The 16,743-nt window shown below is 69.3% G+C and carries 13 protein-coding genes; 4 read left to right on the top strand and 9 right to left on the bottom strand.

Translation table 11 applies throughout. The features are described 5' to 3' along the window. Positions 1–14 precede the first annotated feature (14 nt). Positions 15–413, top strand: a complete 399-nt coding sequence (locus tag VFI59_12110) for a hypothetical protein (GenBank protein ID HET6714439.1) — start codon at positions 15–17, stop codon at positions 411–413. On the opposite strand, the gene VFI59_12105 is transcribed toward VFI59_12110, so the two are convergent. Genes VFI59_12105 through VFI59_12095 form a run of 3 tightly spaced genes read right to left on the bottom strand, consistent with a single transcriptional unit; the run spans position 407 to position 7,778 of the window. Then, positions 407–3,691, bottom strand: coding sequence for an ATP-dependent DNA helicase (locus VFI59_12105; GenBank protein ID HET6714438.1), 3,285 nt, complete (start codon positions 3,689–3,691; stop codon positions 407–409). The genes VFI59_12110 and VFI59_12105 overlap by 7 nt on opposite strands. Next, positions 3,688–6,600, bottom strand: coding sequence for an ATP-dependent DNA helicase (locus tag VFI59_12100; protein HET6714437.1), 2,913 nt, complete (start codon positions 6,598–6,600; stop codon positions 3,688–3,690). The genes VFI59_12105 and VFI59_12100 overlap by 4 nt, the downstream gene beginning before the upstream one ends. 41 nt (positions 6,601–6,641) lie before the next feature. Continuing rightward, complete coding sequence (locus VFI59_12095; GenBank protein ID HET6714436.1) at positions 6,642–7,778, bottom strand: site-2 protease family protein; 1,137 nt, start codon at positions 7,776–7,778, stop codon at positions 6,642–6,644. A gap of 97 nt (positions 7,779–7,875) precedes the next feature. On the opposite strand from VFI59_12095, the gene VFI59_12090 reads away from it, so the two are divergent. After that, positions 7,876–9,270, top strand: a complete 1,395-nt coding sequence (locus tag VFI59_12090; protein HET6714435.1) for a deoxyribodipyrimidine photo-lyase — start codon at positions 7,876–7,878, stop codon at positions 9,268–9,270. 31 nt (positions 9,271–9,301) lie between these two features. Here the strand turns inward: VFI59_12090 and VFI59_12085 are convergent, their stop codons facing one another. Genes VFI59_12085 through VFI59_12060 form a run of 6 tightly spaced genes read right to left on the bottom strand, consistent with a single transcriptional unit; the run spans position 9,302 to position 13,993 of the window. Further along, a complete protein-coding gene (locus VFI59_12085; protein ID HET6714434.1) occupies positions 9,302–10,219 on the bottom strand; it encodes a DUF72 domain-containing protein in 918 nt (305 codons plus the stop codon). Between the two features lie 13 nt (positions 10,220–10,232). Next, the gene (locus VFI59_12080; protein HET6714433.1) at positions 10,233–10,673 is read right to left on the bottom strand and encodes a PGPGW domain-containing protein; all 441 of its coding nucleotides are present in this window, start codon (positions 10,671–10,673) and stop codon (positions 10,233–10,235) included. 44 nt (positions 10,674–10,717) lie between these two features. Then, the gene (locus VFI59_12075; GenBank protein HET6714432.1) at positions 10,718–11,161 is read right to left on the bottom strand and encodes a hypothetical protein; all 444 of its coding nucleotides are present in this window, start codon (positions 11,159–11,161) and stop codon (positions 10,718–10,720) included. 24 nt (positions 11,162–11,185) lie between these two features. Beyond that, positions 11,186–11,809: a DsbA family protein gene (locus VFI59_12070; protein HET6714431.1), complete on the bottom strand. Its 624-nt coding sequence runs from the start codon at positions 11,807–11,809 to the stop codon at positions 11,186–11,188. Continuing rightward, a complete protein-coding gene (locus VFI59_12065) occupies positions 11,806–13,254 on the bottom strand; it encodes an ATP-binding protein (GenBank protein HET6714430.1) in 1,449 nt (482 codons plus the stop codon). The genes VFI59_12070 and VFI59_12065 overlap by 4 nt, the downstream gene beginning before the upstream one ends. A gap of 34 nt (positions 13,255–13,288) precedes the next feature. Beyond that, the gene (locus tag VFI59_12060) at positions 13,289–13,993 is read right to left on the bottom strand and encodes a response regulator transcription factor (protein ID HET6714429.1); all 705 of its coding nucleotides are present in this window, start codon (positions 13,991–13,993) and stop codon (positions 13,289–13,291) included. 137 nt (positions 13,994–14,130) lie between these two features. Between VFI59_12060 and VFI59_12055 the strand changes: the two genes are divergently transcribed. Further along, complete coding sequence (locus tag VFI59_12055; GenBank protein ID HET6714428.1) at positions 14,131–15,555, top strand: ATP-binding protein; 1,425 nt, start codon at positions 14,131–14,133, stop codon at positions 15,553–15,555. A gap of 354 nt (positions 15,556–15,909) precedes the next feature. Further along, positions 15,910–16,743: hypothetical protein (locus tag VFI59_12050; protein HET6714427.1), on the top strand; the 834-nt coding region annotated here is incomplete at its 3' end.

The following is a 16,743-nucleotide window of genomic DNA, read 5'->3' as shown; positions in this document are numbered from 1 at the left end:
CGGAGGCTGCCCGCATGAAGGTCGAGTTCTACCGCCCGGCGTCAGCGCCGGGCGTCGACCAATCCGACGCGGAAGCGCCGCCGCCCGAGCTCGTCGGCTCGGCCTCGTGGGTTGGCGCCGAATCGGTCGTCGAGTGCCGCGACGACGAGCTGCGGACGCTGCTGGAACGCGCCTATCGCAAGACGCCGGTCGTGACCGACGACGCGTCGTACCGGCGGTTCGGCACGTACGGCGAGGTGCAGATCCAGCCGGGCACCCTCGAGTGGTTCCGGGCCGCGTCGTTCGTACGCGTGCCTACGGAGACGGGCCTCGAGGTCCGCCTCGTTCCCGGGATCACGGAGGGTGGGTTCGACCCGGCCGCGGGCTACCGGCGGTTCGAGGACTCGATCGAGCGGCTCGCCACCGGTCAGTAGCCCGAGCTGGGCTCGCTCTCGGATGCGAGCCACGCCTGGCCCGCGTCGCAGAACGAGCGGAAGTCGCAATGGGTGCACCATCGTCCCGGCGTCGGGTCGAACGCGCCGTCACCGATCGCCGTGAGTGAGGCCTCCACGCGTTCTCGCACGACCGAGGGGTCGTCCATCGGCTTCTGGATCTCGTCGCCGCTCGCGAGGTAGAGGTAGGTGAGCGTGAGATCGGCGGGGGCCTTCCCCCAGATCTCGACCGCGGCGAGTCCGTAGACGTCGAGCTGCATGCCGAGCGTGGGGTCGTCGGCGGCGGGCCGTCGGCCGGTCTTCCAGTCGACGATCTCCCAGGGGCCGTCGGGTTCGCCGAAGATCGCGTCGATGCGTCCGCCGACCGTGAACTCGCCGAGGCGCAGCAGAAAGGCCCGCTCCGCGTAGAGCGGTGGGACGCCCGCGAACCTGCTGGCGAGGAACGACTCGCGCAGGCGTTCGATGCGGCCCGGGTCGCCGGCGAGCTCCTCGTCGGTGAGGTCGGGACGATCCTCGAGCTCGAGGAGCTGTCCCTGGCCGCGGGCGCGGCGCTCGATCCAGGCGTGGATCTCGGTGCCGATGCGCGCGGCCGGGCCGCTGAAGCGCGGCAGCGGGCGCACCCGCGACCAATAGAAGCGCTTCGGGCACTGCACGTACGTGATCAAGTCGCTCGCGCCGACCGCCTGGGGTGTGCGCTCGGGGCCGGGACCGCCCTCGACCGCCTCGCGCTCGCGCAGGTGGGCGGCGAGTTGGCGCCGGTCTGCCGTGAGGCGCTCGAACGCCGTGCGGTCGTCGTCGTCGAGCGCGTCGACGAGCGCGGTCTGCACGGCGCCGGCCCCGATCGCCGCCACGGCGGTACGCCGCCATCCGTCTGGGAACGCCGCATCGGCGTCGTCGGGCCTCGCAGGGCCCGGCCAGTCGCGCACGAGCGACTCGCGGTAGCCGAGCATCGGGTTCCGCTCGGGCTCGGCGTCGCCCGACGGCCCGCTCGACGTCTCGATCGCCACCTCGGCCTCCCCCTCGGTCGTGCCCCACTCGGCGAGCTCGGTGAAGAACTCGCTCGGACCCTTCGCGCGAACGTTCTCGCCGTACCAGTTCGAGGCGCTCACGTGCAGCGACCGGCGGGCGCGCGTGAGGGCGACGTACATCGTGCGGCGCTCCTCGATGACCTCCTGGGCCTGCAGGTCGCGCTTGAAGTGCGAGAGCACGCCGTCGAACGTGGGCAGGATCGCCGCGTCGCCGCGCAGCTCGAAGTCGAGCGAGTAGCCGCGCTCGGCCGGGTTCTGTTGGATGCGCCTCGACGGCATCAGCCCCGCCGCCACGCCCGGCACGAAGACGTGGTCGAACTCGAGCCCCTTGGCCTGATGGATCGTCATCACCTTGACCGAGTCGGACTCGCTCGGCTGCACGGGCTCCCATTCTTCCTTCTCGAGCGCCTCGACCGAGTCGACGTAGTCGAGGAACGCGCGAAGTGTGAGCTCACCCTCGACCGGCTCGAACGCGTGCACCTGGTCGAGGAACGCGGCGAGGTTGCGCGAGCGCTGGGCGGCGGCGGCGCGGTCGACGTCGGCCTCGAGCTCGTCGACGATGCCGATGCGCCGCATCACCTCGCCCAGGAACTCGGGCACCGGGCGGCGGGCTTCCACCCGCAGCGCCGAGAGCTCGGCGCGGAACTCCTCGAGCCGCATCCGGCCCTCGTCGGACAGGCCTTCGACCTCGTCGAGGTGCTCGAGCGCCTCCGCGAACAGGAACGGCGTCTCCTCGTCGTCGCCACCCTCGTCGCGCCAGGCGTAGTTCTTGCCTTTCGCCCACGAGGCGACGAGCGCGAGGTCCTTGAAGCCGACGCGGTAGCGGGGGCCCATCAGGATGCGGGCGAGCGCGACGCTCGCCATCGCGTCGTTCGCCGCGCGAGCGTACGCCATCACCTCGACGACCTCGGGCGTACGCAGCAGCCCGGCGAGCCCGACGATCTCGGCCGGGATCTCGCGCTCGGCGAACGTCTGCTGGAGCAGGAAGAACAGCCGCGATGTGCGGCACAGCACCGCAGTCTCGTGCCACGGCGAGCCGGAGGCGTTGAGCTCCACGACCCGCTCGGCGATCGCGCGCGCCTCGGTCAACTCGTCGCGATGTGACGTGACCGTGACGTCGCCCTCGCCGTTGGGTCCGAAGGGCACGAGTCGCTTGTCGGGGTCGGGACGCTGGGCCGGTGGGAGCGGTGAGATGATCGTGTCGGCCGCGTGCAGGATGCGTGCGCCCGATCGGAAGTTCGTGAACAGTGGCAGCCGCTCGGCGGGCGTGCCGTCTTCCTTCGGGAAGTCGGTCGCGAAGTCGAATAGGTTCGACAACGACGCGCCCCGCCACGCGTAGATGTTCTGGTCGGGGTCGCCGACGGCCGTGACCGGGTGGCCGCCCCCGAACATCGCGCGCATGAGCTTCGCCTGTGCGACGTTCGTGTCCTGGTACTCGTCGAGCAGCACGGCGGCGAACCGGTCGCGGTACTCGCGGCCGACCTCGGGGTGAGCGGTCGCGACCTTGACCGCTAGCTCGATCTGGTCGCCGAAGTCGATCACGGCGAGGTCGCGCTTCAGCCGGCGGAAGACTCCCACCGCCTTCGCGAGCTCGATACGCTCGAGCGCCGTGTCGTAGACGCGGTCGGTGCGCGCGATCTGCTTGAGCACCGGCAGCCGCCCCTCGACGAAACTCACGACGTCGTCAGGGTCGACGAGGTGGTTCGCGATCTGCCCGTCCAGGTTCAGGATCTTCTCGACCACGCTCGGCTGCCACTCGGTCTTCACGTGCTCGAACGTCATCTCGTCCAGCACCCGCCCGGCGAGTGTGACCCGCTGGGCCTGACTCAGCACCCGTCGCCCGGTCTCGATGCCGGCGAAGATGCCGTACCGGTCGATCACCTGGGCGGCGAGCCCGTGGTAGTTCAGGATCTCGGGCTCCTCGCCCTGGGCGAGCTCCACGCCGGCGAGCGCGCGGCGGATGCGCGAGCGGAGGTTGTCGGTGGCCTTCACGGTGAACGTGAGCGCGAGCACGTTCCCGGGCAGCACCCCCTCGACGTCGCCGTCGACCCGCCCGAGCGCCGCGAGCGCCAGGTAGACCACTCGGGCGGCGATCACGCTCGTCTTGCCCGAGCCGGCGCCTGCGATCAGCACGCTCGGCTCGAGCGGCATCGTGATCGCGCGCCATTGCTCGTCGGTGGGAGGCGCGCCACCCATGGCGGTCACGACCTCGGGCGGGAACGTCGCGCTCACGCCGGCACCTCCTCGGGTGCTCCGGCGCGGACGGACTCGACGGGGAACACCGGCTGACCTTCCGCGTACAGCGGGCAAAGCGTCTGGAAGTCGCAGAACCGGCAGTTCGCGTAAGGGTTCGGCCGGAACACCTCGCGCTCGTTCAGGTCCCGCTTGCGCGCGATCAGCGAGGCGAGGCGCTCACGCATCTCCGCCTGGTAAGCCTCCTCATCGCGCTCGGTGACCATCCACTTGCGGTAGTCGATGTCCTTGCTCTTCCAGTTGCCCCGCAGGAACGCGAGCTCGACGGTCTTCACCGGCTGGTACTCCGCGAGGTCGGGCGATTCCTGCACGGCGAGGTAGTAGATCCCGAGCTGCAGGCTGTCGCGCGGCGGGCCGGCGCTGTCGCTCTTCCCGGTCTTGAAGTCCGTGATCACGTAGCCGTCCCGCACCGCGGGGCCGATGCGGTCGATGTAGCCGATCACGGTCGCGCCCTCGAACTCGAACTCGAAGAAGCGCTCGATGCCGGCAGCGGGACGCTCGGCGTAGTTCTCGAACCAGTTCCGCAGCATGTGGTCGTGGGCGAGGTCGAAGAACGCCTTCGACACCGCCATCGAGGGGAATTCCTGGGGGCGCCACCGCCGTTCGAGGGCCTCCACCATCGCCCGGGGATCCTTCTCGAGCTCGCCCTTCTCCACCTGTTCGAGGATCGTGTGCACGGTCTTGCCCACCCATGCGTGGTAGCCGCCCGGCCTCCCCAGCCCCAGCTCGTCCCCGAGCACGTGCATCAGCTCGCATGCCTCGAGGTTCGACAGGCGCGAGTACGAGACCCGGATCGTCTCGTGCAGCGGGCGGCCCGTGTCGGTCCACTCGCGATGGAACCACCAGCGACCGGCATCGACCTCGAGCGCCACCAAACCGTCGAGCGCCGCGACGCGCCGCCACGCTGGCCGGCCGGGGTCGGCGAGCTGCGAGCGCCAAGCGGCGGCCGCTTCCCGGGTCGAGACGGGGTCGTCGAACGGCCCGGCGGGTGCGCGCGTCCAGGCGGCGGCGTCGACGAAGCGCGAGCGAGCCGAGCGCTCGTCGGCGTGAGGATGGGCGTCGGCGCACGTGAGCACCACGCGTCGCTTCGCGCGCGCGAGCACCATGTCGAAGAGCCGCCGTTCGTCGTCGAGGCGCTCGCGGTTGCGCTCGGCGTTCGTCACCGCACGCTCCAGCACCGCCAGGTCGAACATCGGTTCTGGCCGGGACAGGCTCGGGAAGTTGCCCTCGGTCACGCCAGAGACGAGCACGGTGTCGAACTCGCGACCGACCGTGCCGTGCGCGGTCAGCACCTGCACGGCGTCGGACCGGCCGCGTTCCCAGGCGGAGTAGCCCGGGCCGTGCTCGCCCGCGTCGAGCGATTCGATGAACGCCGCGACCCCCGCGTCGGCGCTCGCTTCGTCGGTCTCGGCGACCACGTTCGCGAACGTCACCACGGTGTCGAGCTCGCGCCGGGCCTCGGCGCTCTCGCCCGCGTGATCGACGAGCCGTCGCGAGCACGGCAAGTGTTCCCACAGGTGGCGGAACGCGTCCTGCACGCTCATGCCGGCGAACAAGGCGGCCCGGGCGAGCGTCTCGCGCGCCGCTACGACGGCGTCGGCTTCGGCGGAGGTGAGGCCCTCGGTCACGTCGATCGCGTTCGCGATCGAGCCGGTCGTGGCGCGAGCCGCGCGCAGCAGGCCACGGGCCGCGGCGGGGGAGAGCCCGACGACGTCGGAGACGAGGAGCTGTTCGATCAACGTCTCGCGCGCGGCCTCGTCGGCCACGAGCCACCGCAACGCGAGCACGTACGGGCGGGTCGCGGGCTCGGCGGTGAGCGAGAGACCCCGCTCGGGCATCGCCCTGGGGATGCGCGCGTCGTCGAGCGCCCGGAGCAGTCCGCCGAGGTGGGCGCCCTGCCGGCGCACGACGACCGCCATGTCGTGCCACCCGACGCCGTGCTCGACGTGCAGGCGGCGGAGTTCCCGAGCGATGGCTGCGTGCTCCTCGCTCGCATGAGGCGCCACCCATGCCTCGAGGGCTGGGAGCTCGGGCGCGCGATGGTTCGTTGCCAGCTCGATCTTCGCGGCCGACCCGAACACTTCGAGGAAGCGGTCGAGCGGCGCGCGGCTTGTGCCCTGGAACGAGAAGACGTGAGCGTCGGGGTTCGCCGCGACGACGAGATCGGGCGCGCGGAGCCCGCGCAGGATCGCCTCGGCCGCGATCGTCGTGTCGTGGTAGTCGTCGACGAGCACGTGGTCGAAGGGCGGCTCGCCCTCCGGGGCCGCCCCCGCGGCGCGCTGCAGCACCGTCGCGAAGTCGGCGAGGTTGAGCGCGTCGAGCACCTCCTGGTACTCCCCGAGGAAGCGAGCCAGCTCGCGCCAGCCCGTCAGTCTCCGCCGGTCGGCGGCCTCGACGATCCGCTCGGGCGAGAGCAACGCCTCCTGCGCCCGCGAGAGGAACTGCCGGACCTCGTCGGCGAACCCGCGCATGTCGAGGAGCGGCCCGTAGGCGGACCACCGCTCGGGATCCTCGGTCGCCAGGAGCTCGCGCACCTTCGCGAACTGCTCGGTCGCGGACAGGAGCTGGGGCGGTTCGCCCTCGCCCGTCTGTTCGGCATGTGCCTTGAGGATGCGGTTCGCGAGGCCGTGCATCGTGACCACGTGCAGCCCCGAGAGCGAGGTCGGCAGACGCAGCAGCAGTGCGGATCTCGTCGCTTCGCGCGCCGAGGACGACCCCACGACGAGCGCCACCCGATCGGGATCGGCGCCCTGCTCGACGAGCCGAGCGAAGCGTTCGCGGAGCACGGCGGTCTTGCCCGTACCGGCCGGACCGGTCACGAGCAACGTGCCCGAGGCGTGGCCGAGCACGAGCGCCTGGCGCTCGTCGGGGGAGAAGGGGGGCGTCACATCGCGGATGCTACCGCCGCCTGCCGACAGCTGCGCTCGGCTCAGAGGTCGGGGCGGGCCGGCACGGTCACGTCCCGGGGATCGTCAGCCTTGCCCTCGATCACCCGGCGGTACCAGCGCTCGATGTCCGCGGGGCCGAGCGCGCCGACGAGCACCCCGTCACGCAGCACGAGACCCTCGCGTCCGCCGATCCATTCCACCGCCTCGTCGAGCGTCTCGCCGGGGGCGACCACCGGGGTCTGGGCCAAGGGCCGCACGCCGTCGCGTACCGGCCGCATCGGATCGCGTCCCCCGATCCTGCGCGCGCTCTCGATCGAGACGGTGCCGACGACCTTCCCCGCCTCGATGACGGGGAACGCCTGGCCGTCGGCCGCTCGCAGGTATTCGTCGAGCGCTTGTACGAGCGAGAGGTCGATCGGGACGGTAGGCGGCGGGGGCCGCATCGCGTCGGCGACCGTTCCCTGCACAAGCTGATCCCGGATCGCGATGCGCTGGTCCATCGCGCGGCCGGCAGAGATCAGGATCATCGCGACGTAGCCGAGGAAGACCGCCATGCCGATGTCGCCGGTCGCCACCATCCAGACGGCGATGCCGCCGATCACGGCGCCGACCGCGATGCCGCCGTACCCCGCGGCACGCATCGCCGTTCGGCGGTTCCCGGTGATGCCCCAGACGGTCGCGAGCAGCATGCGCCCGCCGTCGAGCGGGAACCCGGGGAGGGCGTTGAACCCGGCGAAGATCAGGCTGAGCCCGGCGAGCGAGCCCATCGTGGCCGCGACCAGCCCGTTCGAGACGGTCTCACCGAACCAGAAGACCCCCGCGAGCACGAGCGTGGTGGCGGGGCCGACGAACGCCACGAGGAACTCGCCGAGCGGACCCTTCCCGCTCGCCTTCGTCTCGGTGGCTCCGCCCCAGAACACCAAGGTGATCCCGGAGACCGGAAGATCGAGCGAGCGCGCCATGATCGCGTGGGCCGCCTCGTGCAGGAGCACGCTGCCGAAGAAGAGCACCGCCGCGAGCACCGCGATCGTGGCGGCTTCCGCCGGCTCGACGAAGACGCGCGTGAGATCCTCGTAGCGCAGCCAGATGTAGAGCGCGGCGATCACGAACCACGACGTGCTGACGTAGAGCGGAATGCCCCGCACGGTCGCGATCTTCCAACGGTTCCCGCCACCCATCGTTCACGAGCGTACCCCTCTGCGACGCTGACGCCGGGTGCACCGATGCATCGGTTCGCCTCGGGCGCGTCGGGCCCTACGCGCCTACCGTGACCAGATGAGCTCCGTCGTGCTGTTCACCCGCGATCTCCGCGTGCACGACCACCCGGCGCTCGACGCGGCGGTCCGCTGCGGCGAGCCGGTGGTGCCGCTCTTCGTGTTGGACCCGGGGCTGCTGGGGCGCAGCGCGAACCGGCAGCGTTTCCTGATGGAGAGCCTCGTCGATCTCGATCGGTCGCTCGCCCGCCGTGGGTCGGGGCTGATCGTGCGCGACGGGGATCCCGTCGCGCGGGTGCTCGACGTCGTGAGCGGCTGCGGGGCGCAGGCGGTGCACCTGTCGTCCGACGTCAGCCGCACCGCACAGCGCAGGGAGGGCGCCCTCCGGGAGGCCCTCGCGGCCCACGGCGTCGATCTCGTGGTCCATCCCGGCAACGCGGTGGTCGAGCCGGGCGAGGTGGTCCCATCCGGCAAGGACATGTACTCGGTGTTCACGCCTTACCACCGCGCATGGGCCCAGGCGCCGCGTCGAGCCGTCCTGGCTCCGCCTCGGATGATCGAGACGCCATCGGACATCGATCCCGGTCGACGGCCCGACGCCGGCGCCGTGCACGCCGACTCGATCGATCTGCCTCCGGGGGGCGAGACCGCGGCGCGCAAGCACCTCGGGACCTACCTTGCAGGCAGCGCATCGCGCTACGCGGCGGTGCGCAACGACCTCGCCGCCGACGCGACCTCGCGCCTGTCGCCGTACCTGCGGTTCGGCAACGTGAGTGCGAACGAGGTGGTCGCGTCTGCGATCGAGGTTCCCGGCGCCGAGGAACTCGTGCGTCAGGTGGCCTGGCGTGACTTCTACGGCCAACTGCTGGCACGCGACCCCGCGATCGCGTGGACGGACTTCCGTGAGCCTCCCGACGACGTGCCGTCGGTGCCGGACCACGGCGAGTACCTCGTGGAGTGCTGGAAGCTGGGCCGCACGGGCATCCCGCTCGTCGACGCGGGCATGCGGCAGCTCCGCCGAGAAGGGTGGATGCACAACCGCGCGCGCATGGTGGTGGCGTCGTTCCTGACCCGGCGGCTCGGCATCCCGTGGCAGCGCGGCGCCGAGCACTTCATGCGCTGGCTCGTCGACGGCGATCCGGCGAACAACTCCGGGGGTTGGCAATGGGTGGCGGGCACGGGCACCGACCCGCGTCGGTCTCGCTCGTTCAACCCGGTGCGGCAGGCCGAGCGGTTCGACCCCGACGGCGCGTACGTGCGGCGGTACGTGCGCGAGCTGGCCCAGGTACCGGCGCCGTGGATCTTCGCCCCGTGGTGGGATCCCGAGCTGCTGCGCGCGACCGGCTACCCCGCCCCCATCCTCGAGGTCCCGTCGGACAAGCCGCCTGGCCCGGGTGTCCCTCCTTTCCGCGCGGGCGAGCCCGCGCACCCGGGCCAGGCTTCCCTTCCACTGTGAGGCCCCGCCGTGACTCCCCCTGTGACGTCGCTCAGTCGGGTAGGTCGAGGTCGAGCATGTCGCCGAGCTCGCGGGCGTTCTTGACCGCGAAGTCCCGGTAGCAGTTGTTCATCAGCACGTGGGTCTCGCGCACCCTACCCGAGAGCTCAAGCACCTTCGGCACCCACTCGGCGAGCTCGTTCGCGGAGTAGTCGTATCGGAAGCGCTCGCTCGCGGTCTCGGCCTTCGACTCCCAGGCGTTCGGGTCCCGGCCGTGGAAGCGGACCATCGCGAGGTCGTCGGCGGTCGCCGCGGCGATCGGCGGGAGGCTCGAATCGAACCCCTGCGGCATGTCGACGCAGACGTAGGGCAGGCGCCGCTCTGACAGGAAACCCATCGTCTCCTCGACGTTGCCCTCGCGCATCCAGCTCTCGTGGCGGAACTCGACCGCGACGCGGAAGTCGGACAGCCGGCCCGCGCACTCCTCGATGTAGGTCTTGTTCTTCCTCGAGATCACGAACCACTGGGGGAACTGGAAGAGCACGGCGCCGAGCTTGCCCGCCGAGTGCAGCGGCATCAGGGCGTCGCGGAAGCGTTGCCACACCTCGTCGACGACCTCGTCGGGCAGCTTGTCGCGGTAGATGCGACGCTTGACGAGCGTCTCCTCGGGAAGCTCGGCAGCGAGGTCCTTGTAGAGCGATTCCGTGCGGGTGGGGTGGTTCGTGAGCAGGGAGTAGGCCTTGATGTTGAACGTGAAGTCTGCCGGCGTGCGCTCGATCCAGAGCACGGAGTTCTTCTCGCTCGGCGGGAAGTAGTAGGTCGAGTCGACCTCCACGAGCGGGAAGCGCGACGCATAGAACTCGAGGCGCGCCTTCGCGCTTTTGGCCTCCGGCGGGTACCAGCGGCCCTCCTTCACGAGGGTGGGGTCGGTCCAACTCGAGGTGCCGATCAGGATGCGGCCGGAGGCCATGCCGGATCGCGGATCAGCCCGCGTCGTCGGTTGGGGTCGGCAGTGCGCCGTTCCTTCGTGCCTCGCGGCGTTCGGCACGCCCGTTCTTCCGCTGGATCACCGCGTTCTTCGCCTGTTCGGCCTTCTGCTTGGCGGTATCGAGCAGGCGTCGCGCCCACATGTACTCGGTCGAGAGGATGCCGAGGCCGACGAAGATCAACAGCCAGCCCGGGCCCGGGAGCACGAGGAGTGCCACGCCCGCCAGCAGCACGGCGAAGCCGGCCACCGTGACGGCGATCCGTTGGCCGTTTCGGCCGATGAACCGCCCGACCGCCTTGGTCCACACGATCGTGGGGTGGTCGTGCCACCTCCGCTCGATCCCGGGCTCGGCGAGCAGCTCCTCGACGACCGCGCTGGCGTCGCGTTCCTCGGGGTCGTCGCCCCAGATATCGTGGCGATGCAGGTGGTCCGTCATCGGAACCACCATCCTCTCACGGCTCGCGGGAACGGTGGAAGGAGTCAGTCGTCGTCGGCGTCGCCGTCGCTCCCGGAGCCCGACGAGTCGTCGCCTCCACCGGAGCCTGACGAGTCGCCGCCGCCCCCATGGTCGTCGCCCGAGCCGGACGGGTCGTCGTCGGAGCCGGACCCCGAGCCCGACGAGTCGTCGTTGCCTCCGGACCCACCGCTCTGCGAGCCTGAGGCCGAGCTCGACTGGGAGCCGGCGGGGGACGGGGACCACGAAGGAGACCAGCTGCCCTGCTGGACGTCCTGTCCGTTGCCGTTGCCGGTTCCCGAGCCCTCGCCCTCGGCGGCCGGGTCCACGGCCGCCGACCGGCCGACGCTGATCGACTCGGGGGTCTCGCTGAGCTGGCGCGCGGTCACGGCGAACGCGCCGAGCGAGACGGCCCCGGCGAGGGCGAGTCCGCCCAGGGCGTAGACCCCGACGACTAGCATGCGCTTCATGGTCCGAGCGTAGAAGGGGACGGGCTAAGAGGAGGTAAAGGAGATGCCGGGCCGGCGCCCCCTCGGCCACCGCTTCAGTTCGTACACGTCGTCACGGCCGATCAGCCACGAGATGTGTTCCCACCACTCCAGTGCGGCGGCACCCGTGGGCGCCTCGGGCATGATCGGTCCGTAGATCGGCCGCGCCCCGCCGAGTCGCAGGCTCGGCACGCCGAAGACGTCGATGTCGCGTGCCTCCTGGTACTCGCGGGTGATCTCCTCGACGAGGGTCGGGTCCGATGCCGCGCGGTCGACGAGCCCGGACATGCCCGCTGCGTCGGCGGCCTGGCGGGTGACCTCGGCCGAGATCGGTTCTGCGCCGTCGTGCACGATCGCGCCGAGCGCGACGTAGTACGTCTCCAGGCCGGGATCCCCGCCCTCGCGGCGCGCGAGCGCCATCGCGGTGAGAGCCTCCCCGTAGCGATCCGCGGCCTCGCTGAAGGGCACCTGCAGACCGGCGGTGTTGACCTCGAGGCTGAAGATGCGCCACTCGATCTCGAACAGACCCCGATCGCGGAGGTTCCGCAACCATCGCGACGTCTCCCAGGCCCACGGGCAGCCGGGGTCGGTCCACACCACCAGGGTCGGCCGGGTCGTCGGATCGCTCACGTGACGTTGGCCTCGCCGGGCTCGGGCCGCATACCGGGCTGGTCGGTGCTCGGGACCGGCTCCGGCGCAGGCCGCAACCGGACTTCGATCAGCGTGCCCCCATCGGGCGGGGCGACGACCTCGAGGGATCCGCCCCAGCGTTCCGCGAGCTCCCGGGCGATCGCGAGCCCGAGCCCCGAGCCCCCGGGGGGAGCAGCGCGGCCTCGTGAGAAGCGCTCGGTCAGGACCTCGCGCTCGTCAGGAGCGATGCCGGGGCCATGATCGCGTACCGCGAGCACCGTTCGCTTGGCACCGGGCGTCACCGAGACCTCGATCGCACCGGGCGCGTACGCCGTGGCGTTGTCGAGCAGGTTATCGATGATCTGATCGAGGTCGGTCGGGTTCGCGTGCACGGGGGCCGGACCGGGGACGACGGCCGTGACCTCGGCCCCACGTTCGACCGCGCGATCGACCCACCGCTCCGCGCCGGCGCGCGCGGCGTCCCCGGCATCGGCCTCCGTCGGCGCGCCCTCCTCGACCTCGTGGGCCATCTCGAGCATGCGATCGATGGTGGCCGCCATGCGGTCGACCTCTCGGTCGGCCGCCTCGAGCTGAGTGCGCAGCTCCGGGTCCCCGGTCTCGTCGGCCGCACGCTCGACCCGCAGCTTCATGCCGGTGAGCGGGGTGCGGAGCTGGTGCGACGCGTTCGCGACGAACGACCGCTGCGCCTGGAACGTGCGCTCGACCCGGTCGGCCATCTCGTCGAACGAGCCCGCGAGCTCCTGTACCTCGTCGGGTCCACCGATCGCGCCGGCACGGGTCGACAGGTCGCCGCGGCCGAGGCTCCGCGCCGCGGCCGCGAGCTTCGTCAGCGGCCGGGCGAGCGATCCGGCCAGCACGAAGGCGACCAGCATGCCCGCGAGCAGCCCGGCGAGCCCGATCACGATCACGCCGACCGTCACGCGCCGGACCGAGTCGCTCACGCGCTGCACGTCGAGCGTGATGCGGACCGCCCCGATGATCGCCGGCCTCCCATCGGGATCGTCGACGATGGGGGCTGAGGCCAGCAATAGGTCGATCGCCAGTTCGTCGCTGGTCCGCACGAGGGCCGACGGTTCGCCGTCGACGAGCGCGCTCACGACTTCCGGACGCTGCACCGTGGCGTAGTCCTCACCGACCGCCGAATCCGCAGGGACGGGGAAGGGATTCGCGTCGGCGAGGACCACGCCATCGTCGTCCATCACGAGCACCCGCCCGTCGATCTGCTCCGAGTAGCGTTCCGCTTGGCGGGTCAGCTGGTCGCGTGAGCCGGGCGCCAGCGACGACGAGTCGAATGACGCCGCGAGAGCCTGGGCGGTGACCTTGGCTTGCCCCAGCAGGTCCGACTCGGCACGTTCGCGAAGGTTGACGGCGAGGGGCACGGTGAGTGCAACGATCACGGTGACCAACACGTAGGCGAAGGCCATGACGAGGCGCGTACGGACCTTCGTAAGAGCCTCCTCAATCCGTGATGTCGGCAGGGGCGGCGAAGCGGAAGCCGACCCCGCGGCTCGTGGTGATGTACCGCGGGTGGCTCGGATCATCCTCGAGCTTCTTCCGCAGCCATGAGATGTGCACGTCGAGCGTCTTCGTGGGTCCGAACCAATGGGGGTCCCAGACCTCGTCCATGATCTGCTCCCGCGGCACGACCTCGCCTGCCCGCGACATCAGCAGCCGCAGCAGATCGAACTCCTTGGCTGCGAGCTGCACGGCCTCGGCGCCCTTCGTCACGGTTCGGGACGACGGGTCGAGCGTGATCTCTCCGATCGCGATCGGCGACTTGGAAGCGGTGTCCGACCCGGCGCGGCTGCGACGCATGATCGCCCGCATGCGTGCCACGAGCTCCCCGGCGCTGAACGGTTTGACGACGTAGTCGTCGGCGCCGAGCTCGAGTCCCACGATGCGGTCGACCTCCTCGCCGCGGGCCGTGAGCATGATGATCGGCACGTCGGATCGGCGACGGATCTCGCGGCACAGATCTCGACCGTCCCCGTCGGGAAGCATCACGTCGAGCAGCAGGAAGTCGGGTTCCCCGACCTCGTAGGCAGCGGTCGCTTCGGCGATCGTGCCGGCGACCTCGGGGTCGAACCCTTCGCGCGAGAGATGCTCCGAGAGGGGCTCGGAGATGCTCGTCTCGTCCTCTACGACGAGCACACGGGGCTTCATGGAGCGATGGTAGCGGCGAGCCCGCAACTTCGGTGGAGAACTCTTGTCACTCTCCTTGCCCAGTGTCACTGGTGGCGGTTAGAAAGCTCCCACCGTCCGGAGGCGCGGGTGCGGGGTCAAGGGAAGGGGGAGTTCTGGTGTCCGACGGTGCAGCGATCCGCAGAGCTCAGGTCGACATTAGGGGCAACCGAGAGTCCACGCGATTTCGCATACTGGCCGGGACGGTCTTCTCATCCGCGGTGGGAGCCGTCTTGATTGGACTCGCGACGGAACATCGATCCGTCTCGTGGGCCGAGCTTCTTGTCTTCGGGGCGGCTGCTGCCCTCGCTGGGCTGCTCTCAGTCAGATCAGGTTCCACAACTGCGTTGTCGCTAGATATGCCCGTCCTGTTGGCAGCGGGGCTGGTGGTTGGTCCAGGGGTTGGGGGTGCCATCGCGCTGGTGTCGTATGTCGACCCTAGAGAGTGGCGCCACGAGATAAGCATATCGAGAGCGATCTGCAATCGCGGTCAAACGGCCCTGAGCGTCATCGGTGGATCCCTAGCCTTTATGGCTGTTGGGGGACAGCTCGGAATCTGGCCAGGCTCGCTGCTGGCTGGCCTGTTGGCCTTAGCTACAGACATTTCGATCAACTACGTTCTCGTGGCCTTGATGACCTCCGTTCGTACTGGAGTCTCAGTCTCCACTGCGCTCTCTCAGCTCCAGCTCGGATCGACTCGCCTGTTCGCTCTGATGTACCTGTCCTACGGGCTGATGAGTGTTCTTCTGGCTGAAGCTACTGCCGGCATGGGTCTGAGAGGGTTTGTGGCGTTCGTCGTTCCGTTGGCGCTTGCGAAGGGTGTGTTCGAGCAGAGTCGACAGGTGCTTCTGCTCCGACGCGATTCAGACCGGAAGAGTAAGGCGCTCATGCAAGCCACCGACTCCCTTGCCAACGAACGGCGTGACGAGCGGCAGGTGCTTGCCGGGGAGCTGCACGATGAAGTGCTCCCTCCCCTATTCAAGGTCCATCTGATGGGGCAGGTCCTTCGTCAAGACCTCGATTCTGGCCGACTCCTAAGTCTCGATGAAGATCTTCCGGAGCTTCTGACCGCTACGGAGATGGCTCAGTCCGCCATCCGGGATGTGGTCAGAGGACTTCGTGGCGCGAAGCTAGGTCCCGGAGGTCTCGCCAGCAGTCTCAGGCTTGTCGCTCAACGCCTTGAGTCGGCTGGCTCCCCGAGATTCGCTCTAGAGATAGGCGAGGTGTCCGGAACGGAGGCCGCTGAGTTGCTCTGCTATCAGCTGGCCCGGGAGGCGATGAGCAACGCTGCGAGACATTCGCAGGCGTCCAAGGTCTCAGTCACTCTGGATGAGGAAAGTGACTGGCTGCAGCTGACCGTTTCCGATGACGGAGTTGGTTTCGATCCGAGTCAGGTGGACTCTTCAACCCACTTCGGCTTGAGTCTCGTCGCCGAGCGCGTGAAGGCCACAAACGGAATCGTTGATGTGCACACCTGTCTCGGTGGGGGCACGACCATACGCGCCCTGATTCCCAAGGCCGGATACAACAAGACCCCGGAATGAAATCCCGGGGTCTGCTGGTGAAGCGTCTCGGTCCTGCTCAGGCCTTCCAGTGTGCGCCGCCCGCGAGGGCGATCGCCAGCAGGGAACCAAGAGCGATGGCGATTCGGCGAGCAATCTTCATGGCCCCACTCCTTCTCCGACGGTCACGTCGTTCTCTCGTTGCAGATACTGACCCCATTCGGGGGACAACGCAAACTATCGGGGGACACCCACATGGGGGACAACGGGGAGTTACAGCTACTGCGTTCGGTGTAGGGCCTGACCCCTCCAGGTGTCCTACTTTCAAACGCTGTCTGTAGAGCCGAAGATGAGCTCGTGACAAGTCAGGGCTCGACCGCGGAGGCGCGAGAACGCTTGCTGCTTGCTTTCGAGCTAGCGGTAATCATCCCGACGCTGGTTCTCCTCGCGATCCTTCTGACGTCCGACGAATCCGTCATCGACAGAGATCTTGCCTTCTACGCCGAGCTACTCCTCTGGGCCGCCCTGATTGCGGTCGTCGAACTCCTCCCGGTACCAGCCTGGCGAGGTGTCCATCTCAGTCTTGGGTTCCCGTTGCTCATGACTGTGGCGATTCTCTTCTCGCCGCCCGCCGCTGCGGTGACGGCTCTGCTGGGGTCCTTCGATCCACGCGAGCTTCGACATGAGGTCACCCTTCTGAGGGCGTTGTTCAATCGATGCCAGGTGAGCTTGTCGGTCTTGGCAGCGAGTGGAGTTTTCCACTGGTTGGCGCCCGATGGCATCGCCACGGTTCCCCAGTGGACGCTGGTGCTTCCAGCGATGGTGGCGGCTATCGCTGACTACGGCGTTAACACGGCGATGGTGACTGTGTTCACAAGCCTTCGAGTCGGCCTTCCCCCGGTTGCCGTCATACGGGAACTTCGCATCGGGCGATTGAGTGAGTTCCTGGTGAGCTATCTGGGGCTCGGCGTACTTGGCCTGATTGTTGCCATCTTCGCGGAGGAGATTGGCTTCTGGTCGATCCCAGCCTTCCTCGGACCTTCTCTGCTGGCTCGACAGATGTTCTTCAGGTCGCAGGCGCTCGAGGAGGCGCACAAGGAGCTGCAGGAGCGTGAACAGGTGCTCAAGACGCTCTCGAACGCGATGGCCGAGGAGCGGGCCGACGAACGGTTGCAGATCGCCGGTTACCTCCACGACGATCTCGCGCAGGTGCTCTTCCGACTGTCGATC

This window comes from Actinomycetota bacterium (assembly GCA_035697485.1).
Lineage (GTDB): Bacteria > Actinomycetota > UBA4738 > UBA4738 > HRBIN12 > JAOUEA01.
The sequence above is the reverse complement of the archived record's forward strand: the minus strand, read 5'-3'. Positions and strand labels throughout refer to the sequence as shown.